Source organism: Shewanella carassii, assembly GCF_019670705.1.
GTDB lineage: Bacteria > Pseudomonadota > Gammaproteobacteria > Enterobacterales > Shewanellaceae > Shewanella > Shewanella carassii.
Map to the genome: position 1 here is coordinate 1,947,091 of NZ_AP024618.1, position 23,784 is coordinate 1,970,874.

Genomic DNA, 23,784 nt, shown 5'->3' on the forward strand with positions numbered 1-23,784 from the left:
CCCTTTTTTTCCTGCGTAGCGCTTCATATCGCTCCTCGCATAGCTCTTTGCACAGCCCCTCGCGTTCTTTGTCGCCCACTTACGTTTTCACTCGCTTTGGGGCTCACAGCTTCGCTGGGGCAGTTTGCCATGGCCAATACCCAGTCTGCCAGCAACCAGCCAGGCAGCCAGGAGCACGCCCATGTCAAAGCGGGCGGCTCAATTGGCAATGATGCTAATGTTTGTGCCGCCAAACCCGGCCGTTTTCAAGCCAGCTATCAGATCACTGTTGGCAGTGGTGAGCAGGCCAGGCAGCAGCAACTGATCCTGACGCGCTTTGACGATACCATCATCTATCAACGCAGCCCTGTCAGCTATGAGGCTTGGCATAAAAATGGCGAGTATGTGCGTTATTTCCCCCAGGAGAAACGCTCTATCAGCTATCGTCGCGGCGATCTCTTGGCGCTGAATATTCACACCGATCTCGATAGGCAGTTTCACCTGATATCGCCTGCTGCCTTGAGTCAATTTGAAAAGGGCCAAAGCCTGCAGGATAGCTGCTTCACCCGTCAGAGCTATTCTTTTAAGAGCAAGAGTCATGAAGAAAGTCATGAGGAAAATCATAGTCATGACGAAGGTCATGAAGAAAACCATAGTCACGCGAACAAAAGCGCCACCGAGCAGCAGTCTTTGCAACTGAGCTGGATAAGCGAGTTGGAACTGCCGGCCGAGATGACCATCACTCAAGGTGAGCAGCGTATTGTTTATCGGCTCAGCAAACTGACGCCTGTGAGCCAGGAGGGTTTCAAGCGGCTTACCTCAGGTTTCCAGGACCTCGACTTTGCCGATGTGGGCGACAGTGAGTCTGACCCTTTTATTGCCAAGATGATCACCCAGGGCTTTATTCAACATGGCAGCTCAGGCTTCTACTCGGCAGATGGTCAGCAGCTTGAAGGCGGGCATCACAGCCACTGACATCATAGTCATTGATTAACCCCAGCCACTGATTAACCCCAGTTACCGATATAACAAGGGCCTAGTCACAGGACGTCAGTTATCGGCATAACTTATCTGCAGCTCAAAACCCAACTGGGCGAGCTGCTTTTGCTCCCGCTGCAGGTCTTTGGCAAACAGGCTGATGCGTTGACGCGGCTCGGGCAGGCTTATCTGCATGCCTGTTGCCGTGGGTTTTACCCGGGTGATTTTCAAGCTGCGGGCGATACGGCCGAGATTCAGCAACACGGCGAGCCGCAGCAGCGCCATTAGGCGGATGAGGCGTAATTTCTGAGCGGGCTCCAGTTGTGCCAGCGCCTCCAGGTTGGGTTTCTTGCGCTGGTTGCCAATCAGCAGTGCCAGCAGCTGTTGCTGCTCTTGGCTGAAACCGGGCAGATCGCTATGGGCTATGATGTAGGCGCCGTGTTTGTGGTGAGCGCGGGAGTTGATATGGATCCCTATCTCATGCAGTTTCACTGCATGTTCCAGCAGGGAGCGCCAGGGCTCGAGTTGCCAACAGTCGGCAACGGCATCGAATAGCTGTTTGGCGGAAGTGGCCACCTTGGCGGCATGGTTCAAGTCCACATGATAGAGTTTGGCCATGCTCTCGACAGTGCGGCCGCTGACATCACCGAATTGGCTGATCCCGGCAAGTTCGTATAGTACGCCTTCGCGCAGTGCCCCTTGCGCAAACTGCAACTCGGTGACCGGCAGCCTCTTGAAGAAGCTGATCAGGATAGCCAGCCCCGCCGGTAGCAAAGGCGCACGTTTGCTGTCCACCTGCGGCAGTTCAATCTGATCCACATGCCCCCAGTCGAGCAATTGCTGTTTCAACTGCTTGAGCCTGGGCAGAGTGATGGTTTCATCGTTGAAGAAGTGCTGCATCGCCTCGCAGATGGCCTTGACACTGCCAGAGCTGCCGAGAGTGAGATCCCACTGGCCACTGAAATATTCCTTGGCCAGCGAGGCAAACTGTTTATCGGCCGCTGCCTGGGCGGCGCGAAAGTTCTCCAGCGTCAGCTTGCCGTCGACAAAGTACTTCTGGTTGTAACTGACGCAGCCACAGCGCAGGCTGGAGAGTATCTGTGCCTGAGTCTTGTGGCCAAGCACCACTTCGGTTGACCCTCCGCCGATATCTATGATGAGGTTGCGCTCCGCCAGCTCCTGGCTGTGGGCTATGCCCTTGTAGATAAGGCGCGCCTCTTCATGGCCGGAGACCACTTCGACCGGGTAGGGCATAATGGCCCTGGCGGCCTCGATAAAGGCCTCACGGTTGCGGGCGACTCTCAGAGTGTGGGTGGCCACCAGTCTGACTCTGGCCTGATCCAGAGTGGAAAACCTGAGGTTGAAATCCTTGAGGCAGGCGAGACCGCGCGCTATGGCGTCATTATCCAGCCTGTTGTCCTGATCCAGCCCCTCGGCCAACTGTACCAGACGTTTCTCTTTATGCAGGATCTGAATGCTGCCATCCTGCTCGCGGGCTATCACCAGATGAAAGCTGTTGGAACCCATATCCACAGCGACAAAATGCTTGGGTGTTGCAGTCAAGGTGGTCCTCATTTTGCTATTGCGTCGGTTCCTGGGGCTTGGCCAGATCCAGTTGCCGCTGTTTTTCGTAGTTGCCCAGATACTGATGTATGGCTATCTGGGATCTTACCTTACGCTTGTTGCCCCGCTTACGGTAGGGGTTGGATTGATCTTTGTTGATCACTCGCGCCTTGATGTTGTCGGCAAATTGCAGCGCCAGGGTGTCGAGGATCATCTGCTTCAAACCGGGATCATATACCGGGGTGCTGACTTCGATACGGTTATCGATATTACGCCCCATCCAATCGGCGGAGCAGAGAAAGAGTTTGTTTTCGCCGCCTGAGTGGAACAGCATCACCCGCGAGTGCTCGAGGAATCTGTCCACTATGCTGAAGACCTCAATATTGTTGCTGATCCCGGGAATATCGGGAATAAGCGCGCACATACCGCGAATAAGCAAACGGATTTTGACGCCGGCGCTGGAAGCTTCATACAGCTTTTGGATCATCGCCTCATCCACCAGATTATTGAGCTTGAGGGTGATGGCGGCCTTGATGCCGCTCTGGGCATTGATGATCTCTTGCTCGATAAGGCCGGTCAGCTTCTGGCGCGCATCATAGGGGGAGACTATCAGATGCTGGAAGTTATCCCGTCTGTAAGGGTGCTCAATCAACTCAAATACCTGTTCTATCTCGGCGGTAATTTCCTGATTAGCGGTAAACAGTGAAAGGTCGGTGTACACCCTGGCCGTGCCCTCGTTGAAGTTGCCCGAGCCAATGTGGCCATAGAGGCGCATTGCACCGGCTTCCTCGCGGCCGATAAGGCACATCTTGGCATGGACCTTCAAGCTTGGGATCCCATGGTGCACCTTGACACCGGCCTCGGCCAGCACCCGGCTCCACTCGATATTGGCCTGCTCATCGAAACGGGCCCTGAGTTCAATCACTGTGGTGACCTGTTTGCCGTTTTTCACTGCATCTATCAGCGACTGGATGATATGGGACTTTCTCGCCACCCGATAGAGGCTGATTTTGATGAACTTGACGGCAGGATCATAGGCCGCCTGGCGCACCAGCTCGGTAAAGTGGGAAAACTTGTGATAGGGGTAATAAAGTATGATATCGCCGCGGCGAATGGCGTCAAACTTGTTGGCGCAGACACTGAATCCGGCCGAGTCCAGTGCCGGAAGCTTGTCGTTTTCCAGGTATTTGCGTCCCGGATTGGGAAAGCCGATAAAGTCCTTGAAACTGTGGTAACGGCCGCCGGGGATCAGACACTCGGTATTGGAGATATTCAGCTGCGCCGTGAGCATACTCAGCATATGCTCCGGCATCTCTTTGTCATACACCAGACGCACCGGCTCGGCGGTGAGGCGCTTTTTCAGGCCCTTGGTGAGCTTTTCCAGTTGGCTTTGTTCCAGCTCATCGGTGAGATCGAAGTCGGCATCGCGGGTTAGCTTCATGGAGAAGACTTCAATCTCTTCATATTCGAAGAAGGGGGCGAATAGCTCATCGACACAGTGCCTGATTATGTTATCAAGTAAGATCAAATGTTTGCGGCGCTTCGAGGTTTCTGCCGGCAGTTGGATGAAACGTGGCACATTCTTGGTGGGCACTTCCACCAGGGCGTACTGACGCTTTTCCCGGCTGTAGAGGCACACCGCCAGATAAGTGGTGTCATCGTTGATCTGTTTAAACAGCTCGGAGCGATTGCTGAGGATCAGCGGTGCGATATGGCGTTTGAGATGATCCTTGAAATGCTTTTTCAGCCACTGGCTGTGAAAATCACTCAACTGTTTCTCATTGATAAGAAAGATGCTGTGTCTGGCCAGCTCTCGCATCAACTCGCCGTAGATAGTGTCGAAACGCTCTTGCAGTATCAATACCTTGGTTTGGATCTTGGCCATCAAATGGCGGCTGGAATTACGGCCTTCCTGCAGGGTGGATAACAGAATCGAGCGGCGCACCGCAGCAACCCTGACCCGGAAGAACTCATCCATGTTGTTGGAGAATATGCCCAAAAAGCGAACCCGTTCCACCAGAGGCACCAGAGGATCGGCCGCTTCCTGCAAGACTCTTTCATTGAAAGACAGCCAGGAAAGCTCCTTATCCAGAGAAAATTTTTCGACGGACGGTAACACGCTAAGACTCCTCATTAGCAGAATCCGGGCATAGAGAAAGCCCGGCAGATATACAATAACACTCCGATATCCGCTTGTAATCAGTGAATAAAGGCCTGGGGTTATGAGTCCTTGGCCCACATTGGGATCCGGTGGCCCGGCTGGTTCAAACTAGAGTGAATTTATGTCCAGAGCATGACAAGTCTCCATTAAGTCCCCTCTAAATCATCACTAAGGGTTCGAAGCGGTCGATAAATCGCCGTTGTTCAATGGGCTTTGCATGCGGCTTATGTTATGTTGCGCTCTTTTTTCTCGGTCGGTGGACGCAGCTTTCGGGGGCTTTGTCTTGAAAGCAGCATCGAGATCACATAGAGCCCGCGAAAGCAGGAGGACGGAATGTTTGCAGGTTTTGACTATGGCAGTGCCAACTGCGCCATTGGCGTGATGGAGGAGGGCCAGACTCGGCTCTTGCCTCTGGCCGAGGATGGCAACTATATGCCGTCGACCATTTATGCCATGGAGCGGGAACTCATTTCCGAATCTGTGCTGCAGCGCTTGCCTTTGGCGGCCCAGGCTGATTTCAAACCCAAACGCGCCGCCGAGCTGAGTCGCGCCCGAACGGCGCGCCTGGAGCTGGATTTGCTTGCCAATGAGCAAGCGGTATTCATCGGCAATCAGGCGATTGAAACCTATATGGAAATGCCGGAAGAGGGCTTCTATGTTCGCTCGCCCAAGTCCTTCCTCGGCGCTTCGGGCCTGCTCAGCAATCAGATGGCACTGTTTGAAGATATCGTCACCCTGATGATGCAGGAAATTCATACCCGGGCGCAGCAGAGCCTGAAACAGGCGATTTCCCAGGTGGTGATCGGGCGGCCGGTTAACTTTCAGGGCATTGGTGGCGAGCAAAGCAACAAGCAAGCCGAGGCCATTTTGACTCTGGGGGCCCAGCGCGCCGGGTTCACCGATGTGGCTTTTCTGTATGAGCCTATGGCGGCTGCCCTTGAGTTTGAGTCGACACTCACCCGGGAGCAGCGGGTGCTGGTGGTGGATATTGGCGGCGGTACCAGCGACTGCTCCTTTGTGCGCATGGGGCCTGAGCTTAAAGACAAGAAAGATCGCAGTGACGACTGCCTGGGCCACAGTGGTCAAAGGGTAGGGGGTAACGATCTGGATATCGCTCTGGCGATGGCCGGTTTTATGCCGCACTTGGGGCTCGGCAGTGCGCTCATCACAGGCAAGCCTATGCCAAGGCAACCCTTCTGGAACGCGGTCGCCGTCAACGATGTCAGTGCCCAGCGGGAATTCTCTGCCTTGAGTAGTCGCAAGTTGATTGAGGAGCTGCAACGGGATGCCAAAGAGCAGGCGAAACTTGCGCGCTTATTAAAGGTGCAAAAAGATCAGCTGGGTTATCGTTTGGTGCGCAGTGCCGAGCAGCTTAAAATCGCCCTGAGCGACAGTAAGCAAGCCGCTATGGATATAGGTTTTGTCGAAGCGCCCAAACCGCAGCCCTTGACTGTGAATGTCGATGCCGCCACCTTTGTCGCCGCCATCGATGAATCGCTTGAAACGGTGCACAAGCTCATCACCCAAGCTTTGGCGGAAGGGGGATGTCAGCCGGATGTCATTTATCTCACCGGTGGCAGTGCCAAGAGCCCCTATATTACCGAGCAGATCCGCGCGCGCTTCCCGGATGTGGCTTTGGTTAGTGGCGATCACTTTGGCTCTGTGGTGGCCGGCTTGACCCGCTGGGCCGAGCGCCTGTACCGTTAGTCGCAATTATTGCACTTTGATTGAAAGAGGATTCTTCATGGCACTGAAAAAAACGCCACTCTTGGCCGCCTTAGTCGTGACTGCGGCGACAAGCTTGCTCGCTGGGTGCGGCGATGATGTGGGCAAGGTCAGCCTGGGCGTATTTACCACCAAAGATGTGATCATAGATGCCAAGACAGATCCCAAACTGCCCGGTGTTACCTGTCATATCAGCCGCATAGAGGCTAATCTGGATTTTGCCGACCCATCGGATATGAGTATCAGCTGTCGCCAGACAGGGCCGATAACCAAGGCGCAACTGGCCGGTATCGAACTGGGTAAGAAGGGCGAGATAGTGTTTACCGAGTCCTTGAGCATCTTGTTCAAGAGCCTCAAGGTGAGACGTATCTATGATAGTGAACACCAGACACTCCTGTATCTGTCCTATTCCACCAAAGAAACCAACGGTAGCCACAAGCACGCCTTGTCCACTGTGCCGCTGTGGGGAACCGACGCCTACGAGCCAAGGCCCCAAGCGGTAAACTGATAGGTCGAGATATAGACAAAAAAGCCTCGAAATCGAGGCTTTTTTTGTCTATAGAACCCCCTAGCTAGACTGGGGGTTCCGTTCAATTGATCGCAATTAACTGCGATTAAATGTGAGGCGTTGGCCCAGGGTATTGTCGATAAAGCGACTGCCGTCAAACAGTTGCTTACCATTGACCCAGGTACCACTGATAGAGGCGGCAAACTTGTGGCCGGTAAAGGGCGACCAACCGCAGTGATAGCGGGTGTTTTCCAGCGTGGCCTCGAAGGGCTTGTTGAGATCCACCAGTACCAGATCCGCCAGATAACCTTCGCGCAGATAGCCCCTGTCTTTGAGTTCAAAGCGCTCGGCCACCGCATGGCTGGTCTTTTGGACGATTTTTTCCAGGCTGAAGTGCCCCTTGGCATGCAGATCCAGCAGGCTGAGCAGTGCATGTTGCACCAGCGGCAAACCGGACGGCGCCTGGAAATAGCTGTCGGCTTGCTTCTCTTCCCAGGTGTGCGGCGCGTGATCTGTGGCGATAATGTCAATGATGTCGCGATTGACTGCATCTATCAGTGCCTGTTGATCGGCAAGGGTCTTGATCGCCGGGTTACACTTTATCTGACTGCCGAGGCGGGCGTAGTCACTGTCGTTGAACGAAAGATGGTGTACACAGACTTCGGCGGTAATGTTGGCACCCTTGAGTTGTGCCAGTTGTTTGGCCGGCTCAAACAGATAAAGCTCGTCGGCGGTGGTCAAATGCAGTACATGCAGGCGCGCCTTGTGACGGATGGCCAGTTCGGTCGCCAGTTGAGATGACTTGAGGCAGGCTTCGCGGGAGCGGATTTCGCCGTGCAGCTCCATAGGTACGGCGTCGCCGTATTTTTCACGCATGGCGGCTTCATTGGCGGCTATGGTGGGGCTGTCTTCACAGTGAGTGGCAATGACCACAGGAGAGTTGGCGAAGATGCCGTCTAGAGTAGCACTGTTATCCACCAACATATTGCCGGTAGAGGCGCCCATAAAGATTTTCACCCCGCAGGCCTGGTTGGGATCGAGACGTTTAATCTCTTCCAGGTTATCGTTGGTGGCGCCGAGATAGAAAGCAAAGTTGGCCAATGAACTTTGAGACGCGCGGGTATACTTGTCTTCCAGCGCCTGCAGATTGGTGGTTTGCGGGTTTACATTGGGCATTTCCATAAAGCTTGTGATACCCCCGGCCACGGCGGCGCGGGATTCACTGGCGATGGTGCCCTTATTGGGGAAACCCGGCTCACGGAAATGCACCTGATCGTCGATCATCCCCGGCAGCAGGTGTTTACCCTGAGCATCTATGACCTGAGCCCCTGCCGGAGCCGTGATCTGGGAGGCAATCTGGCTGATGCGGCCGTTGTCGATCAGCAGATCCTGAGTACGGATTGTTCCTTCATTAACCAATTGGGCGTTGCAGATGAGGGTTTTCATAGGATACCTGATTAGCGTTATTAATATTGGCAGTGACTTGCGTATAATACCGGAAACTCAAGCAAAAAGCTGTGGAGCTTTTGGACAAGATCACAGACTTTTTGCGAAAGATACGTCAAGTGCCGATACCCTGGCCGGTATCGGTTCAATCGGTGCCAATATCGGCCGGCCGATAACACATGGGTGGACTGTTTATCTGCCTGGGAGCGAGAATGCAATTATTTGTCAAAGATTTAACTGTGGTTGATTTTTCTTACCTGTGCCCGTTTCGCGGCATGGTAGGCGAAAGTTGGATAGTCGATGTGCTGCTCGACGGTGGCCTGGATGAGCAAAACATGTTGCTCGACTTTTCCAAGGTCAAGCGCACCATAAAGCAAACCATAGATGAGGTGGCCGATCACCGTTTATTGGTGCCCACCGCCTGTAGCCAGGTACGCTGGCAACAGCAGGGCGACAAGGTGTGGATGGACTTCCATAGTTTGCGCGGCAGCATTCACCTGGCTTGTCCGGCGCAGGCTTTCGCCCTTATCCCCAGCGAGATTATCGACTTTGACAGCGTGAATCAGTTTTTGCACAAGGCGCTGACAGATGCCTTGCCGGACAATGTTCAGGGTATCAGCCTAACACTTCGCAACGAGGTGCTGGAAACGCCCTATTACCATTACAGTCACGGCTTGCGTAAGCACGACGGTAACTGCCAGCGTATCGCTCACGGTCACCGCAGTCCTGTCAATGTGTTTGCCGATGGTATCGCCGCGCCCAAATGGGATGAATACTGGGCCAAACGTTGGAAAGATATCTACCTTGGCAGTGAAGAAGATGTGGTTGGTGTCAGCGAGCTTGAGCTGTCACCCCAAACCAAGATAGATGACCAGAGCCATATTGGCTTCAGATACCAGGCGCCGCAGGGGGATTTCCAGTTGGCGATGCCAAGAGACTGCTGTGATTTGATCCCCCACGACACCACGGTCGAACTGCTGGCTCATTTTATGGCCGACAGCATGGCGGGCTTTGAGCCGGGCAAACATTTTAAAGTGGTAGCCTTCGAGGGTATAGGTAAGGGCGCCATCGCATCGGCGCAGCATCAGGGCGACTGATATCACCTAGCCTGAGCCGGACCAAGAATAAGGTCAAACTAAAAGCAATCTAAAGGTATCCGCAAGTAGGCTGCACCTTGGGGTCTATGGGGCGCAAAGATAAAGAGGAGCAAGAGTGAAGTTCAATAACAGCAAGATGCCAATCCCATCTTTTAAGGCGCTGCCGTTGATGCTGCTGGGCACTTTGGTTGTGAGTCCTATGCTGCAGGCCGAATCCAAGTCTGAGCCCAACATCAAACCCGAGTCATCACGGGTGCAGTTTCAGGGCAAGTTTGAACAGGGGGCTCTGATTAGAGCCAGAACAGAGCCGGGCACCGAGGTGCGTCTCAATGGCGGGAGCATCACCCTGACGCCGGATGGTCGGTTTGCCTTTGGTTTTGAGCGTGAGGCCGCGCTCGAGCAGACGTTGACACTCAACTACCCGGATGGCAGCCGTGAGAGCCGTAGCCTCAAACTCGACAAGCGGGATTATCGTATTCAATACGTTGAGGGGATCAGCAAGAAAATCATGAAGCCGGATCCCAAGGCCCAGGAGCGCGCGGCCAAGGACAGCGCTCAGGTCAAGGCGGCCCGCAGCCATTTCAGTACCCAGCAGGCGTTTGTCGACGACTTTATCTGGCCGCTGACCGGGCGAATTTCAGGGGTTTATGGTAGCCAAAGGGTTTACAACGGTAAGCCTGGCACACCGCATTATGGTGTGGATGTGGCTGCAAAAACCGGCACTGTGGTGGTGGCACCGGCCGATGGCGTTATCAGCTTGTCGGTAGCGGACATGTTCTATTCCGGTGGCACCATGATTATCGACCACGGCTATGGCGTCAGTTCCAGCTTTTTGCACTTAAGCAAGCTGTATGTCAAAGAGGGCGATGAGGTGAAACAGGGCCAGGCGGTAGCCGAAGTGGGGGCAACCGGACGAGCCACAGGGCCACATCTGGATTGGCGGGTGAACTGGTATCAGATGCGTCTGGATCCTACCTCTTTGGTGCCGCCAATGAGTCAGGTATTACAGCAAGCCAAGAGTGACGCGAAAAAGTAGTGCTTTTTCGGTGTTGGCGATAGGGAAAAATGAGAAAAACCGCCAATGGCAACAAAGCTCTGCCATTGGCGGTTTGGCTATCTGGCTTGTTTAAACCTCTGAGAAACAGCTCCAGATAGGGGCGTGATCCGAGGGCTTGTCGATGCCGCGAAGCGCGTAATCCACATCGGCCTCCGTCAAGCGGCTTGCCAGCGACTCGGTCGCCAGGATCACATCGATACGCAGGCCACGGTTATCATCAAAGCCACGGCTGCGATAATCAAACCAGGAGTAGCGTTCGCTACGTTGCGGGTGTAACTGGCGGAAGGTATCTACCAAGCCCCAATCCAGCAGGGTTTGCAACCATTCTCGCTCTTCCGGTTGGAAGCTGCATTTACCCGTCTTCAGCCAACGCTTGGCGTTGGCATCGCCGATGCCGATATCCAGATCCAGCGGCGAAATATTGATATCCCCTATGATGGCAATATCCTGATCCGGGCTGAATGAATTTTGCAGATACTGCATCAGATCGGCGTAAAACTTACGCTTGGCCGGGTACTTGGTCTCGTGATTGATGTTCTCCCCCTGAGGGAAATAACCGTTGATCACTGTCAACACGCGGCCGTTGTCCTGGATGAACTTCCCGGCGATAAGTCGGCGCTGGGCATCTCCATCGTCAGTCGGAAAGCCTTTTTGAACCTCGATGGGGGCCTGTTTGGACAACAGGGCCACGCCATAGTGGGCCTTGCCACCGTGGAAATGTACCTGATAACCCATGGCTTCCACTTCGGCCAGAGGGAAGGCTTCGTCGTGCACCTTGGTTTCCTGCAGCCCTATGATGTCTGGCTGGTGGCTGTCTATCAACTGCTGCAGTTGATGCAGACGGGCTCTCAAGCCATTGATGTTGAAGGAAACGATTTTCATCAGGGCAGCACTCGTTTGAAGGGTTTTACGATAACACTCTGATAAACGCCGGCGGCAACATAAGGATCGGCATTGGCCCAGGTCTGGGCGGCTTCAAGCGATTCGAACTCGGCCACCACCAAAGAGCCGCTGAATCCGGCGTCCCCCGGGTTTTCACTGTCCACGGCGGGATGTGGACCGGCCAGCATCAATCGTCCCTCATCGGCTAGCAGTTGCAGGCGCTGCAGATGGGCCGGACGAGCGGCAAGACGTTTTTCCAGACTGTTTTCAACATCTTGGGATGAGATCATATACCACATTATTTGAGTTCCTTGCGTTGCTCTTCGGGGATGTGTTTAAAGAGATAAACCACGGTTGCTATGGTGTTCAGCAGCGTCACTGCGGTCAGGCCAAAGACCTTGAAGTTGACCCAGGTTTCCTGACTCAGACTGAAGGCGACATAGATATTGATAAGGCCGCAGATAATAAAGAAACTGACCCAGTACCAGGTGACTCTGGCCCATATCTTGTCGGCGACCTTGAGTTCTTGCCCAAGCATGCCCTTGAGTACAGGCTTATTCAGCAGTTGGCTGACACCCAGGCCCAAGGCGAACAGGGCATAGACTATGGTGACTTTCCATTTGATAAAGGCATCGTCGTGAAACACCAGAGTCAGGGTGCCGAATACGGCCACCATGGCGAAGGTGATGAGATGCATTTTTTCAAGCTTGCGGTACAACAGGTAGGTCACCACGAGTTGCAGTGCCGTTGCGGCTATCAAGGCGCCACTGGCGACATAAATATCGTAAAACTTATAAACGGCGAAGAAGATGACCAGCGGCAGGAAATCCAGCAGTTGTTTCATAGTAATCAGACTGAGTGAAAATTGGCTGTGAGTGTAGCACGGCGGGCTTTGAGGGATAAACCTCTTCGGCCCTTGCGTGGGTCAGTGCACAATTATTACAAGGAACCTGAGTTGATCTTGCCGTTTTCTGGGAATATTTCGACTATGACCCAGCCTTTGCCACGTTTATGCAAGCGAATGGTTCTATCATCAATCCAGCGGCGGCCATCTTTTTGGCCGGTAAACTTGACGACAACCGTGACGTCATCAGTGAACTTACGAAAGAAATCGATATCTATCTCTTCAATCTCCAGGGTGACATCTGTCATCTGCAAATTGAGCATATAGCGTTGTACCGAAGGGGCAATATGGTAACTGCGTAGTACCTCTTTCATCGGTTCATCGACATAATGGGTGGCCTTCTCGACATCTTTATCTATGTAGATGGCCTGAAAAAATCCCAGGGCGACTTGTTCTGGAGTATCTATCGTCACTTTGGGGTCATCACTGCAGCCAAACAGGCCGATTAGAAAAATAAAAAGTAGATATCTCATAGTGTTGACTCCGATTATTGGTGCCAAACAGTATCAGTTTTTTTAACTCTGATCGCAAGCCGGTGCCTTGGGCTTGACGGGATCGGCGATCCTATGGCATATAGAAAGGCTGGTACCTGCATTCTTATCCACAGAATCTGTGGACAAGTGTGTTGAAGACTCAGTTGATGCTTTCTAACTAGTTGAATTACATGTCAGATATTGGCTGGTTATTTTTTGACGCCTGCAGTGTTCCCGCGGTAATTTATCCCTCTCCGAGTTTGAATTCACTCAAATATCGCCAGTTGTAAAAGATCGTTTGCGGTTATTTTGTTCAGTCGCTGTTGATAAAAGCCGCAGTCGGTTAATTGGGGCATAAAAAAACGCCTGTTTTGACAGGCGTTTTTCTCTAATCCCAATTTGATGGGCTATTAATCGTTCTGAGTCGCTTGAATGGCAGTCAGGGCGATGGTGTAAACAATATCATCCACCAGGGCACCGCGGGACAGATCGTTCACCGGCTTACGCATACCTTGCAGCATAGGGCCTATGCTGATCAGATCGGCGCTTCGTTGAACGGCCTTATAAGTGGTGTTACCCGTGTTGAGATCCGGGAATACAAACACAGTCGCCTTACCGGCAACCGGGCTGTCCGGCGCCTTGGAGCGAGCCACGTTAGGCATTACCGCAGCGTCGTACTGCAGTGGGCCGTCAATCACCAGATCCGGACGCTTCTCTTTGGCAATCCGGGTGGCTTCGCGCACCTTATCCACATCTGAGCCTGTCCCTGAGTCACCGGTAGAGTAGCTGATCATCGCGACTCTGGGCTCAATACCGAAGGCTTTGGCAGACTCGGCCGACTGGATAGCGATATCGGCCAACTGCTCGGCATTGGGATCCGGGTTGATGGCGCAGTCACCATATACCAGCACCTGATCCGGCATCAGCATGAAGAAGATGGAAGAGACCAGGCTGGAGCCGGGCGCAGTCTTGATCAGCTGCAGTGGCGGACGAATGGTGTTGGCCGTGGTGTTAACCGCACCGGAAACGATACCGTCCACTTCATTCTGGGCCAACATCATGGTGCCCAGCACCATGTTGTCTTCCAGCTGTTCACGGGCAACCACTTCGGTCAGGCCCTTGTGACGGCGAAGATCCAGCATAGGCTCGACATAGCGCTCACGCACTTCATCGGGATCGATAATCTCGACACCCTCTCCCAGAATAACGTCCTGCTGGGCTGCGATACGCAGAATTTCATCGCGTTTGCCAAGTAGTACGCAGCGGGCAATGCCACGCTCGGCGCAGATGGCGGCAGCCTTGATGGTGCGTGGCTCATCGCCTTCAGGCAGTACTACAGTCTTGTGAGCGGCGCGGGCCAGCTCGGTAAGCTTATAGCGGAAAGCCGGTGGCGACAGGCGGTGCTCGCGAGGCGAGTTTTCGGTGACGCTTTCAATCCAGCTCTGATCAATATGACCGGCAACGTATTCCTGTACCAGTTCAATACGCACTGCATCGTCCACAGGTACTTCGTGGTCAAAGCGTTGAATATTGAGTGAGGTCTGCCAGGTATTGGTGTCGATAAGGAACACAGGCAGGCCGGTTTCAAAGGCCTGTTCACACAGAGCCATGATCTCGGGCTCTGGTTCATAACCGCCGCTTAGCAGCAAGGCACCAATCTTGACGCCGTTCATCGCCGCCAGACAGGCCGAAACGATAACGTCGGAACGGTCACCCGAAGTCACCAGTAGCGAGTCTGCCTTGATGTGCTGCACCATGTTGGGAATAGAGCGGGCACAGAAGGTTACCTTGCGCAAACGGCGAGTGTTCATCTCACCGGCATTGATGATCCGGGCACGCAGGTGCTTGGCCAGGTCGGATGCCCGAGGGGACACCAGATCCAGGTTATAAGGCACACTGCCGAGGATCCTCAATGGGCTCTTACCCGGCAACTGGAACATGCCTGCGGTATCAGTGCGTTGTACATATTGGTGATCGAATACTTCAGACAGATCCGGACGGGCACGACCTTCATCGTCCACCGGCGCACCAATCTTGTTGATGATAGTGCCAATGAGACGCTTGTTCTTGTTGCCGCCCCAGGAGTTGAAGGCGATTTCGAGACGGTTCATCAGCCCGGTTGGGCTATCGTTGCCGGGGGTCGCGACAAAAATCACATCGGCGTCCAGCGCTTTGGCGATGGCATAGTTAACATCATCGGCAAAGGGATGGCTGCGGGTGTGCACCAAACCCTCGATGATCAGGGTTTCGGTGTTATCGGCAATTTCACTGGCGCGGGCGATGATTTGCTCCATCAGTACATCTGTCTGATCGGCGCGGATCAAGGCTTCTGCGTGGGCCATTTCAAACGGTTCCAGCGGGTTGACCGTGGGGGACTTGCTGAGAATGGTGGTTGAGCGCTCAGGGCCGTGGTCCTGCGGGCGCAATTGGGAAATGGGTTTAAAGAACTGCACTTTAACGCCGTGGCGTTCCAATGCGCGAACCATCCCCAGGCTGATAGACGTCAGGCCGACGCCTGTGCCTATGGGGATCAACATAATGTTACGGGACATAAAAACCTCTTCGGAGTCGATGGTTTTCCGGTAAATCTTATAAAGTCAAAAACATGAAAGCCGCCAGGTTAAGCTGGCGGCTGTTTGGTCATATTATTCTTCTATCAAACTAATAGCGTCTTCGGCGATGACCCACTCTTCATTGGTGGGAATGACCATGGCCAGAGTGCCTTCATCTTTAGTGATGATACCGCCATTGCCGAAACGGGCGGCCAGGTTGCGTTCATCATCGATCTGGAAGTTGAAGATGGACAATAGTTCCAGCACTTTCTTACGGATAATGTCGGAGTTTTCACCTATGCCGCCGGTAAAGACTACGGCATCCAGACGGCCCAATGGCACAGTGTAGGAGGCGATGTATTTTGCCAGACGATAGCAGAAGATTTCCAGTGCCAGTGTCGCACCTTTGTGACCTTCGGCATATCCTTCCTCGATACCACGGCAATCATTGGTCAGTTCACTGATCCCCAACAGGCCACTTTGCTTGTTCAGCAGGTTGTTGACCTCTTCCAGGGTGTAGCCCAACTGGTGTACCAGATGATAGATGATGGAGGGGTCGATATCGCCACAGCGAGTACCCATCACCAAACCTTCCAGTGGTGTCAGGCCCATGGAGGTGTCTACGCTCTTGCCACCTTTTACAGCGGTGACGGATGCACCGTTGCCCAGATGAGCACAGATCACATTAGTGTCGGCCAATTCTTTGCCCAATACCTTGGCTGCTTCGCGGCTGACAAACAGGTGGCTGGTGCCATGCATGCCGTAACGACGAATGCCATGCTCACGGTAAAGCTTATAGGGCAGGGCGTAGACAAAGGCGCGCTCAGGCATGCTCTGGTGGAAGGCGGTGTCAAACACGGCAACCTGAGGCAAGCTTGGGAACGAGGCCATGGCGGCGCGAATACCTATCAGGTGCGCAGGGTTGTGCAATGGTGCCAGCGAGGCACAATCTTCGATACCTTTGATCACCTGATCGTCAATGATTACCGAGTGGGTGAACTTTTCACCACCGTGCACGATTCGGTGACCCACCGCCAAGATTTGTGATGCCAGTTCGGGCAGGGGAGCCAAAATCTGGTTTACAATAAACTCCACGGCTTCACGGTGCGCGGTGAATGCGCCCAGTGTGGCTTCATGCTTTTCGCCATTGTGTTTCCATTTGATGCGGGAGTTTTCCAAGCCAAAGCACTCGGCCAGACCAGAGATCTGATCATCGCCTGTGAGTGCATCCATGACTGCAAATTTCAAAGAAGAACTGCCGCAATTTAGAACCAATACCAGTTTTTTAGACATGTTAAAAACCTTTCGCCGTTTTTAATTAATAAGTTACGGGTGAACTGGACTCGCCTGTAACCTGTTTCACTGCGTTCCTGCCGTCAAGCCGTTGTTGGGGCCGAATAGGGAACTGTGCTAAGGTAAAAGCAATATTATGCTTGTTGTTCAGGTGCCTTGATTGAGCCTTAACTTTCTCAAAACCGTGAGGGAAGGTCGTCGTTATATGAAGACCTGGCCCATGGTCAGACAACTGGGTTACTTTTTTCCTGAGTTTCGCGTTATTCGCGCTACTCGGTTAGCGCTGCAACTGATGCCGGCATTGGCCATGGTCTCTGCTGCTGCGCAAATCTATGTCTATGGTTGGGACTTTTTGCCCCAGGCCATAGCCATTTTTCTATTCTTTCTCAGCCTGCCATTGCAGGGCTATCTGTGGCTCGGTTGGCGTGCTCGCCATCCCTTGCCGCTGTCCTTGCTCGATTGGGGCAATCAGCTCAATGCCAAACTTTCCGGACTTGGAGTCAGTAGCCGTCCACTAGGCGCCAAGGCCAGTTATATGGATATGGCACAGATCCTGAAGTTGGCCTTTGAGCGTCTCGATGCCGGTTTTTGGGAAGAACTCTAACGTTCAGTAACCGGCATTGATCCCTCTTTGAATAAATATAGTCTTTATTCGCTCCATGGTTTCGCGATTCGGCGGCGACACGCCGTCGAGTTCGTAGCGCTCGCCCATGGCTTCCCACTTGTGTTTACCCAGTTCGTGGTAGGGCAGTAACTCCACTTTTTCCACATTGGTCATTGGTTTGATGAACTCTGCCAGCTTTTCGGCCGAAGCTTCGTCATCTGTATAACCGCCGACGACCACATAACGGATCCAAGTTTTTTGGCCTCGTTTGGCCAGATACTCGGCAAACTGCAATGTTCGCTGATTGCTGACCTTGGTGAGATCTATGTGCTTGGCATCATCCATCTGTTTGATGTCCAGCAGTACCAGATCTGTGTTGTCCAGCAACTGGTCGATCACTTCGGTGTATTTACGAACAAAGCCATTGGTATCCAGACAGGTGTGTATGCCTTCGGCCTTACAGGCCTTGAATAGCTCGGCAACGAATTCTGCCTGTAACACGGCTTCACCACCGCTGGCGGTCACACCACCACCGCTGGCTTCCAAAAAAGGTCGGTAGCTGACTATCTGTTCCATCAGCTCCGCGACCGTTACTTCTTTGCCGCCATCCAGATCCCAGGTGTCGCGATTGTGACAGTATTTACAACGCATCAGGCAACCTTGCATAAAGGCGATAAAGCGAATGCCGGGGCCATCTACTGTGCCAAAGGATTCCACCGAGTGGATCCGTCCTTTTACTGTCATGTGCTCTCCTTGGAATGGCTGCAGCGGCGGCCGCTGCAGCCTGGTTTCAAACGTGAATTACAGTGCTTTGGTGAAAGTACGGGTAATCACGTCTTGCTGCTGCTCAGGGGTCAGTGAGTTGAAGCGCACTGCGTAGCCTGATACACGTATGGTCAGCTGTGGATACTTGTCAGGGTTGACGACAGCATCTTCCAGCATTTCACGGTTCATCACGTTGACGTTCAGGTGCTGACCACCTTCATGGCCCGGCTTGTGGGAGAAGTATCCGTCCATCAGCGCGGCCAGGTTGGTGCGGCGGGCATCTTCATCTTTACCCAGTGCGTTAGGCACAATGGAGAAGGTGTAAGAGATACCGTCCTGAGCGTGAGCGAAGGGCAGCTTGGCCACTGAGGTCAGTGAAGCGATAGCGCCTTTTTCGTCACGGCCGTGCATTGGGTTGGCACCCGGGGCAAATGGTGCACCGGCGCGGCGACCATCCGGAGTGTTACCTGTCTTCTTACCATACACCACGTTGGAAGTAATGGTCAGGATTGACTGGGTTGGGATGGCGTTGCGGTACATCTTCTTGTCACGGATCTTGGCCATAAAGCCTTCGACCAGCATACAGGCGATGTCATCAACACGGGCGTCGTTGTTACCGAACTTGGGATAATCACCCTCGATTTCGAAGTCTACGGCAATACCATTTTCATCGCGAACCGGTTTCACCTTGGCATACTTGATGGCAGACAGGGAGTCGGCAGCAATAGACAGACCGGCGATACCACAGGCCATGGTACGACGTACGTCTCTGTCGTGCAGCGCCATCAGCGCGGCTTCGTAAGAGTACTTGTCGTGCATGTAGTGGATGGTGTTCAGCGCAGTGACATACTGAGTTGCCAACCAATCCATCAGACCGTCGAGGCGGCTCATGACGTCATCATAGTTGAGCACTTCGTCTGTGATAGGATCTGCCTTGGGAGCAACCTGAATTTTCAGCTTTTCATCCACACCGCCGTTGATGGCGTACAGCATGGTCTTGGCCAGGTTGGCACGGGCACCGAAGAACTGCATGTGCTTGCCTACAACCATGGGGCTCACGCAGCAGGCGATGGCGTAGTCATCAGACTCGAAGTCAGGGCGCATCAGGTCATCGTTTTCATACTGGATAGAGCTGGTGTCGATAGACACTTTGGCGCAGTATTTTTTGAATGGCTGAGGCAGCTGCTCAGACCAAAGCACAGTGATGTTTGGCTCTGGGCTTGGGCCCATGTTGTACAGGGTGTGCAGGAAGCGGAAGCTAGTCTTGCTCACCAGTGGACGACCGTCCAGACCCATACCACCGATAGATTCGGTAGCCCAAATTGGGTCGCCGGAGAACAGCTCATCGTATTCAGGAGTACGCAGGAAGCGCACCATACGCAGTTTCATCACGAAATGGTCGATCATTTCCTGAGCCTGCTCTTCGGTGAGCACGCCGTTTTTCAGATCGCGTTCGATATAAACGTCGATGAAGGTTGAAGTACGGCCCAGAGACATGGCGGCGCCGTTTTGGCTCTTCACGGCGGCCAGATAGCCGAAGTAGGTCCACTGGATGGCTTCTTTGGCGTTTTTGGCTGGGCCGGAGATGTCATAACCGTATTTGGCTGCCATCTTCTTCATCTTGCCCAGCGCTCTGTGCTGCTCGGCAATCTCTTCACGCAACTGGATAACGTTGCTCAGATCTTCACCGGCTTCCATTTGAGCTTGCAGTGAAGTGAACTGGGCAACCTTGTCTTTCATCAGGTAGTCGATACCGTAGAGGGCTACGCGACGGTAGTCACCAATGATACGGCCACGACCGTAGGCATCGGGCAAACCTGTCAGTACACCTGACTTACGGCAAGCGAGGATTTCAGGAGTGTACACATCGAACACGCCCTGGTTGTGGGTCTTACGCAGTTCGGAGTAGACATATTTGATTTCAGGATCCAGTTCGCGATTATAGGCGGCGCAGGAGCCTTCAACCATGCGGATACCACCGTTGGGTAGCATGGCGCGTTTGAGTGGCGCATCGGTCTGCAAACCAACAATGGTTTCCAGTTCCTGATTGATGTAGCCGGCATCATGGGAATCTATGGTAGAGACTTTGTCTGTATCAAAGTCGACCGGAGCATGGGTGCGGTTTTCCTGCTTGATGCCTTCCATGACTTTGTCCCACAGGGCTGTGGTCGCAGTGGTGGGGCCAGCCAGGAAAGACTCATCACCTTCATAGGGGGTGTAGTTCTTCTGGATAAAGTCACGTACATTGACTTCGGTCTTCCAATCGCCGGGAACAAAGCCTTCCCACGCGTTTGCAAACAGCTCAGTTTTCTCGGTCATAGTACTCATACCTTCTAGTTGAGATAAAGTTACTTGCTGGTTTCGCTGCCTTGCTTGGCCAGCAAGGGACGGCGATATACAAACCAGTAAGTCAACCCTACAAATAAAGCTCCCCCCACGATATTACCCAGAGTGACGGGAACCAGATTATGGAACACGAATTGGCTCCATGTGAGATCGGCAAACTGCTCGGGGCTTACTCCGGCGTTTGTCCAAAATTCAGTGCTTGCCAGGTTTTTACTAATAATAGCCATAGGAATAAGAAACATGTTGGCGATACAGTGTTCAAAACCCGCGGCGACAAACATGGCAACCGGTAATACCACGGCCAGCAATTTGTCTGTGACTGAGCGACCGGCATAGGCCATCCATACTGCGAGGCATACCATGATGTTACACATGATCCCGAGGGCGATAGCCTGGATAAAGTCATGGTGCAGTTTGGCCTGGGCGGTTTTCATATAGCCAAGGCCTATCAAACCGTGGCCTGCATCATAGTGTTTGGCGGCAATCATCAGGCCAACCAAGATCATGGCACCGATAAAGTTACCTAAATAGACCAACCCCCAGTTACGCAGTAAGGCCTTGGTGGTAACCCGTTTACTGGCTCTGGCGGTAATGGTTAAAACAGTGGAAGTGAAGAGTTCGCCGCCCAGTACTACCACCAACATTAAGCCGAGGCTGAAGCACAGACCACCGATGAGTTTGTTGAGACCGTAGGGAAGGGCACTGCCACCGGCAGTGGCGACGACATAGAAGATGAAGGCGAGGCCGATAAATACCCCCGCAGTCATGGCCAACAGCAGAGTCGATTGAGTGTCGCGACCAATTTTGACGACGGCCGCATCCTCGACCTTCTGCGCAGTTTGGGCAGGGGTTGATGCATCAAATGGGCTAGGAGTGTTATTCATCATTGCCTTCTCTCGCTCATTTGGTGGCAGGCCACCGGTTTAGGTATGAATTACATTGATAGTTTCTGCAGGGCTATTCAATGACCACTGCATTCGTTAACTATAAATGCGATGTAATTAAATTACGTGATTTAGATCAATTTAGCGGTTGTTTCTCATCTAATCGCGTAATTAAACTACATTTCTCAGCTTGTCTATCGTTATTCCTCTCGCTTTCTTATAAAACAATATGCTGACATTCTCAGTCTATTTAGTTGTACCAGCCGTTATACGGGAAAAATACTCTTCTTTTAACCACAGCATAGCTTTTAACACGTTATAAAAAACCAGTCTGTGCTGTTGCTCGCGGCCTCTTGGGTAAGTTGTTTATTGGGCTCTGTCTTATACCCTCAATTATCGGAAGAACAGCCGAACTTGCCCGCTTTTTACCGTACAACATCAAAATTGGTCTTACCAATTTACCATGAAAATATTAACACAGAGCTGTCTTCTCGGCATCTGTTATCGCTGCTAACTGAACAGCGAAAGCTAAATTTTGCGAGCAGGTTAACAATTGTAAGCCATTGGCGTCAGGGACTAGGGTTGAGTGAGGGGATATTTTATTCAATTGCTCAGTGATGTGGGTCGCATTATATCTGCTTATGTGCGATTCATCATGTTGTTGCTGGCGGTGTGAGCTATTTATGAACAGTCTTTAGCTTGTGAAGTCGGTCATCATTTACGATGCATGAAGCCAAAAGGTTAAACGAACACTATCCGGTAACCTGGGAATAACTCAATTTGCAGCTTGGCACCGAGACAAAGAGTTGATTAGAATCAACGCTTTCTTTTTGTTGTCACGCTCCAATTCAAGGGGCTATCCAAGGAGGCCGTTATGCCATCCATGGCACGTCTGGCCATCATACTTACCCTCATTTATGCCCTGTTTTGGGCTCTGGGGCCCCTCTTGACCGATATGGGGATCTGGGGAGCACACGCTGATTATTACGGCCTGCCTTTATGGTTTTGGCTGTCCTGTATTCTGACTCCATTATGTTTCATTCTGGGGCTCTTCTACCTGTTTGGCCGGGGAGGGCATAAAGAGTGACCACCCTTATCCCCGTATTGGTTTATCTGTTGCTCAGCCTGGTGTTGACCCGCTTTATTGCCGCCAGACAAGACAAGGCCAGCCTCTATCAGGATAAGGCGGCGCGCTTTTTTATCGGTGGCCGTTTTCTCAATGGCCCCATGTTGGCCTTGACGCTGGTGGCCACCTATACCAGCGCCAGCTCTTTTATCGGTGGTCCGGGCGCCGCTTACAAGATAGGTTTGGGCTGGGTGTGGCTAGCCTTGATCCAGGTGCCGGTTGCCATGCTGACCCTGGGAGTGTTGGGGCCGAAAATTCTCGCGGCCAAGGCGCCTTACGCCACTTTGATTGAGTGGTTGGATGCTCGCTTTGAGCATAAAGGGGTCAGCATGTTGGCGCTGGGCTCCTTGGTGCTTGGATTTGTCGCCATGATTACGGTGCAGTTTATCGGTGGCGCCAGGTTGTTTGCCGGGGTCAGCGGTATCGACTACAGCCTGGGGCTGGCTCTGTTTGTGGTGACTGTGTTGGCTTACACCCTGAGCGGTGGTTTTCGGGCGGTGACCATCACTGATGCCTTTCAGGGGATAGTGATGCTGCTGGGGCTCTTGCTGCTGTTTTTCACCCTGCTTGACCATGGGGGGATGACAGAGTTGATGTCCAAGGTGGCCAGTGAAGATCCGGCCTTGTTGCAGCCCCATGGCAATGAAGGGCAACTGGGCTGGCCCATGATGCTGTCGTTTTGGGTGCTTATCTGTTTTGGCACGCTTGGGCTGCCACATACTGTGGTGCGTTTGCTGGCGGTTAAAAATACCCAGGCGCTCAAGAAAGGTATTGTTTGGGGCACCCTTATCAGTGTCTTGATGACACTGTTACCGCATCTCATTGGATTGATGGGGCGGGCGCTTTATCCCGATTTGCAGGTACCGGATGAGATCATGCCAACTTTGATCTCCGGACTGTTTTCGCCACTTTTGGCCGGGGTGCTGCTGGCGGCGCCCATTGCCGCCGTGATGTCGTCGGTGGACTCTATGTTGCTGCAGGCGGCGGTCAGTCTGGTACGGGATGCTTGGGTTAAAGTCAGGCCACAAACCTCGGCGCAAAGCCAGCTGCGTTTGAGTCGCATCGCCATGTTGATGATTGCTGCGCTCGCCTGCTACTGGGCGCTGGAGCCTCCGGCCATGATAGTCTGGCTCAATCTGGCGGCTTTCGGCGCGCTGCAGGCGGTGTTTCTCTGGCCGATATTGGCGGCGGTATTCTGGCCTTCATTGACTGGCAACGCCGTATTTGCCGCGATGATTTCCGGATTGCTGAGTTATGGAATGCTGCAATGGCAGGCCTTGCCTTTACCATTTCATATTCACCCTGTGGTCCCGGCCTTGCTGGTTTCACTCTTGGCCATGTTGGGCTGCCAGGCATGGTTGATGGCGCGGGAAGTTTTGGCGGTAGCGCCGGATAAGGCAGAGTAAAGAGCTATGCTTGATTGTTGAGTAGCGGATGAAAC

20 protein-coding genes are annotated in these 23,784 nt (G+C 53.0%); 8 read left to right on the top strand and 12 right to left on the bottom strand.

The genetic code is table 11. From position 1 onward, the window contains the following. Positions 1 to 129 precede the first annotated feature (129 nt). Positions 130 to 954, top strand: a complete 825-nt coding sequence (locus tag K5621_RS08910) for a hypothetical protein (protein ID WP_221050972.1) — start codon at positions 130 to 132, stop codon at positions 952 to 954. Between the two features lie 75 nt (positions 955 to 1,029). On the opposite strand, the gene ppx is transcribed toward K5621_RS08910, so the two are convergent. Together ppx and ppk1 are read right to left on the bottom strand one after the other, a co-directional pair. After that, positions 1,030 to 2,520 carry an exopolyphosphatase gene (gene ppx / locus K5621_RS08915; protein WP_280638588.1) on the bottom strand — a complete coding sequence of 497 codons (1,491 nt, stop codon included), beginning with the start codon at positions 2,518 to 2,520 and terminating at the stop codon, positions 1,030 to 1,032. Positions 2,521 to 2,536: 16 nt separating this feature from the next. Continuing rightward, positions 2,537 to 4,654, bottom strand: coding sequence for a polyphosphate kinase 1 (ppk1, locus tag K5621_RS08920; RefSeq protein WP_392465006.1), 2,118 nt, complete (start codon positions 4,652 to 4,654; stop codon positions 2,537 to 2,539). 360 nt (positions 4,655 to 5,014) lie between these two features. Between ppk1 and yegD the strand changes: the two genes are divergently transcribed. Further along, positions 5,015 to 6,388, top strand: coding sequence for a molecular chaperone (gene yegD / locus K5621_RS08925; RefSeq protein WP_100142731.1), 1,374 nt, complete (start codon positions 5,015 to 5,017; stop codon positions 6,386 to 6,388). Between the two features lie 37 nt (positions 6,389 to 6,425). Then, on the top strand, positions 6,426 to 6,914 hold the full coding sequence (locus tag K5621_RS08930) for a CreA family protein (protein WP_100142730.1): 489 nt from the start codon (positions 6,426 to 6,428) through the stop codon (positions 6,912 to 6,914). Between the two features lie 96 nt (positions 6,915 to 7,010). On the opposite strand, the gene K5621_RS08935 is transcribed toward K5621_RS08930, so the two are convergent. Beyond that, complete coding sequence (locus tag K5621_RS08935; RefSeq protein ID WP_221050975.1) at positions 7,011 to 8,360, bottom strand: dihydroorotase; 1,350 nt, start codon at positions 8,358 to 8,360, stop codon at positions 7,011 to 7,013. A 212-nt stretch (positions 8,361 to 8,572) separates the two neighbouring features. On the opposite strand from K5621_RS08935, the gene K5621_RS08940 reads away from it, so the two are divergent. Together K5621_RS08940 and K5621_RS08945 are read left to right on the top strand one after the other, a co-directional pair. Beyond that, on the top strand, positions 8,573 to 9,457 hold the full coding sequence (locus K5621_RS08940; protein WP_093982754.1) for a 6-carboxytetrahydropterin synthase: 885 nt from the start codon (positions 8,573 to 8,575) through the stop codon (positions 9,455 to 9,457). A 199-nt stretch (positions 9,458 to 9,656) separates the two neighbouring features. Further along, on the top strand, positions 9,657 to 10,493 hold the full coding sequence (locus tag K5621_RS08945) for a M23 family metallopeptidase (protein ID WP_245003175.1): 837 nt from the start codon (positions 9,657 to 9,659) through the stop codon (positions 10,491 to 10,493). A 90-nt stretch (positions 10,494 to 10,583) separates the two neighbouring features. Here K5621_RS08945 and xthA read toward each other — a convergent pair whose 3' ends face one another. From xthA to ackA, 6 genes are all read right to left on the bottom strand, one after another. Next, positions 10,584 to 11,396, bottom strand: coding sequence for an exodeoxyribonuclease III (gene xthA, locus K5621_RS08950; RefSeq protein ID WP_221050976.1), 813 nt, complete (start codon positions 11,394 to 11,396; stop codon positions 10,584 to 10,586). Beyond that, complete coding sequence (locus K5621_RS08955) at positions 11,396 to 11,695, bottom strand: YciI family protein (protein WP_100142727.1); 300 nt, start codon at positions 11,693 to 11,695, stop codon at positions 11,396 to 11,398. Before K5621_RS08955 ends, xthA begins: the two co-directional genes overlap by 1 nt. Continuing rightward, positions 11,695 to 12,240 carry a septation protein A gene (locus tag K5621_RS08960; protein WP_025011775.1) on the bottom strand — a complete coding sequence of 182 codons (546 nt, stop codon included), beginning with the start codon at positions 12,238 to 12,240 and terminating at the stop codon, positions 11,695 to 11,697. Before K5621_RS08960 ends, K5621_RS08955 begins: the two co-directional genes overlap by 1 nt. Positions 12,241 to 12,335: 95 nt before the next feature. Continuing rightward, positions 12,336 to 12,773 carry a WYL domain-containing protein gene (locus K5621_RS08965; protein WP_100142725.1) on the bottom strand — a complete coding sequence of 146 codons (438 nt, stop codon included), beginning with the start codon at positions 12,771 to 12,773 and terminating at the stop codon, positions 12,336 to 12,338. Positions 12,774 to 13,183: 410 nt separating this feature from the next. Continuing rightward, entirely contained in the window at positions 13,184 to 15,325 is a 2,142-nt protein-coding gene (gene pta / locus K5621_RS08970; protein WP_100142724.1) for a phosphate acetyltransferase, read from the bottom strand. A 93-nt stretch (positions 15,326 to 15,418) separates the two neighbouring features. Then, positions 15,419 to 16,618, bottom strand: a complete 1,200-nt coding sequence (gene ackA, locus K5621_RS08975) for an acetate kinase (RefSeq protein WP_100142723.1) — start codon at positions 16,616 to 16,618, stop codon at positions 15,419 to 15,421. 160 nt (positions 16,619 to 16,778) lie between these two features. Here ackA and yfbV point away from each other — a divergent pair, with 160 nt between their 5' ends. Next, complete coding sequence (gene yfbV, locus K5621_RS08980; protein ID WP_100142722.1) at positions 16,779 to 17,222, top strand: terminus macrodomain insulation protein YfbV; 444 nt, start codon at positions 16,779 to 16,781, stop codon at positions 17,220 to 17,222. Positions 17,223 to 17,225: 3 nt separating this feature from the next. On the opposite strand, the gene pflA is transcribed toward yfbV, so the two are convergent. Genes pflA through focA form a run of 3 tightly spaced genes read right to left on the bottom strand, consistent with a single transcriptional unit; the run spans position 17,226 to position 21,217 of the window. After that, positions 17,226 to 17,966, bottom strand: coding sequence for a pyruvate formate lyase 1-activating protein (gene pflA / locus K5621_RS08985; protein WP_221050977.1), 741 nt, complete (start codon positions 17,964 to 17,966; stop codon positions 17,226 to 17,228). Positions 17,967 to 18,023: 57 nt separating this feature from the next. After that, positions 18,024 to 20,306, bottom strand: coding sequence for a formate C-acetyltransferase (gene pflB, locus K5621_RS08990; protein ID WP_100142720.1), 2,283 nt, complete (start codon positions 20,304 to 20,306; stop codon positions 18,024 to 18,026). 29 nt (positions 20,307 to 20,335) lie between these two features. Continuing rightward, on the bottom strand, positions 20,336 to 21,217 hold the full coding sequence (focA, locus tag K5621_RS08995) for a formate transporter FocA (protein ID WP_100142719.1): 882 nt from the start codon (positions 21,215 to 21,217) through the stop codon (positions 20,336 to 20,338). Positions 21,218 to 22,091: 874 nt separating this feature from the next. Between focA and K5621_RS09000 the strand changes: the two genes are divergently transcribed. Both K5621_RS09000 and panF read left to right on the top strand, forming a co-directional pair. Then, positions 22,092 to 22,304 (top strand): YhdT family protein, encoded by a 213-nt coding sequence (locus tag K5621_RS09000; RefSeq protein WP_221050978.1) that lies wholly within the window; start codon positions 22,092 to 22,094, stop codon positions 22,302 to 22,304. After that, positions 22,301 to 23,749 (top strand): sodium/pantothenate symporter, encoded by a 1,449-nt coding sequence (gene panF, locus K5621_RS09005; RefSeq protein WP_221050979.1) that lies wholly within the window; start codon positions 22,301 to 22,303, stop codon positions 23,747 to 23,749. The genes K5621_RS09000 and panF overlap by 4 nt, the downstream gene beginning before the upstream one ends. Positions 23,750 to 23,784 lie beyond the last annotated feature (35 nt).

Excerpts from the sequence above, each read along its gene's own strand:
- K5621_RS08910 (WP_221050972.1), top strand. The coding sequence starts at position 130 with ATGGCCAATACCCAGTCTGCCAGCAACCAGCCAGGCAGCCAGGAGCAC.
- ppk1 (WP_392465006.1), bottom strand. The coding sequence starts at position 4,654 with ATGAGGAGTCTTAGCGTGTTACCGTCCGTCGAAAAATTTTCTCTGGAT.
- yegD (WP_100142731.1), top strand. The coding sequence starts at position 5,015 with ATGTTTGCAGGTTTTGACTATGGCAGTGCCAACTGCGCCATTGGCGTG.
- K5621_RS08930 (WP_100142730.1), top strand. The coding sequence starts at position 6,426 with ATGGCACTGAAAAAAACGCCACTCTTGGCCGCCTTAGTCGTGACTGCG.
- K5621_RS08935 (WP_221050975.1), bottom strand. The coding sequence starts at position 8,360 with ATGAAAACCCTCATCTGCAACGCCCAATTGGTTAATGAAGGAACAATC.
- K5621_RS08940 (WP_093982754.1), top strand. The coding sequence starts at position 8,573 with ATGCAATTATTTGTCAAAGATTTAACTGTGGTTGATTTTTCTTACCTG.
- K5621_RS08945 (WP_245003175.1), top strand. The coding sequence starts at position 9,657 with ATGCTGCAGGCCGAATCCAAGTCTGAGCCCAACATCAAACCCGAGTCA.
- xthA (WP_221050976.1), bottom strand. The coding sequence starts at position 11,396 with ATGAAAATCGTTTCCTTCAACATCAATGGCTTGAGAGCCCGTCTGCAT.
- K5621_RS08955 (WP_100142727.1), bottom strand. The coding sequence starts at position 11,695 with ATGTGGTATATGATCTCATCCCAAGATGTTGAAAACAGTCTGGAAAAA.
- K5621_RS08960 (WP_025011775.1), bottom strand. The coding sequence starts at position 12,240 with ATGAAACAACTGCTGGATTTCCTGCCGCTGGTCATCTTCTTCGCCGTT.
- K5621_RS08965 (WP_100142725.1), bottom strand. The coding sequence starts at position 12,773 with ATGAGATATCTACTTTTTATTTTTCTAATCGGCCTGTTTGGCTGCAGT.
- pta (WP_100142724.1), bottom strand. The coding sequence starts at position 15,325 with ATGTCCCGTAACATTATGTTGATCCCCATAGGCACAGGCGTCGGCCTG.
- ackA (WP_100142723.1), bottom strand. The coding sequence starts at position 16,618 with ATGTCTAAAAAACTGGTATTGGTTCTAAATTGCGGCAGTTCTTCTTTG.
- pflA (WP_221050977.1), bottom strand. The coding sequence starts at position 17,966 with ATGACAGTAAAAGGACGGATCCACTCGGTGGAATCCTTTGGCACAGTA.
- pflB (WP_100142720.1), bottom strand. The coding sequence starts at position 20,306 with ATGACCGAGAAAACTGAGCTGTTTGCAAACGCGTGGGAAGGCTTTGTT.
- focA (WP_100142719.1), bottom strand. The coding sequence starts at position 21,217 with ATGAATAACACTCCTAGCCCATTTGATGCATCAACCCCTGCCCAAACT.
- K5621_RS09000 (WP_221050978.1), top strand. The coding sequence starts at position 22,092 with ATGCCATCCATGGCACGTCTGGCCATCATACTTACCCTCATTTATGCC.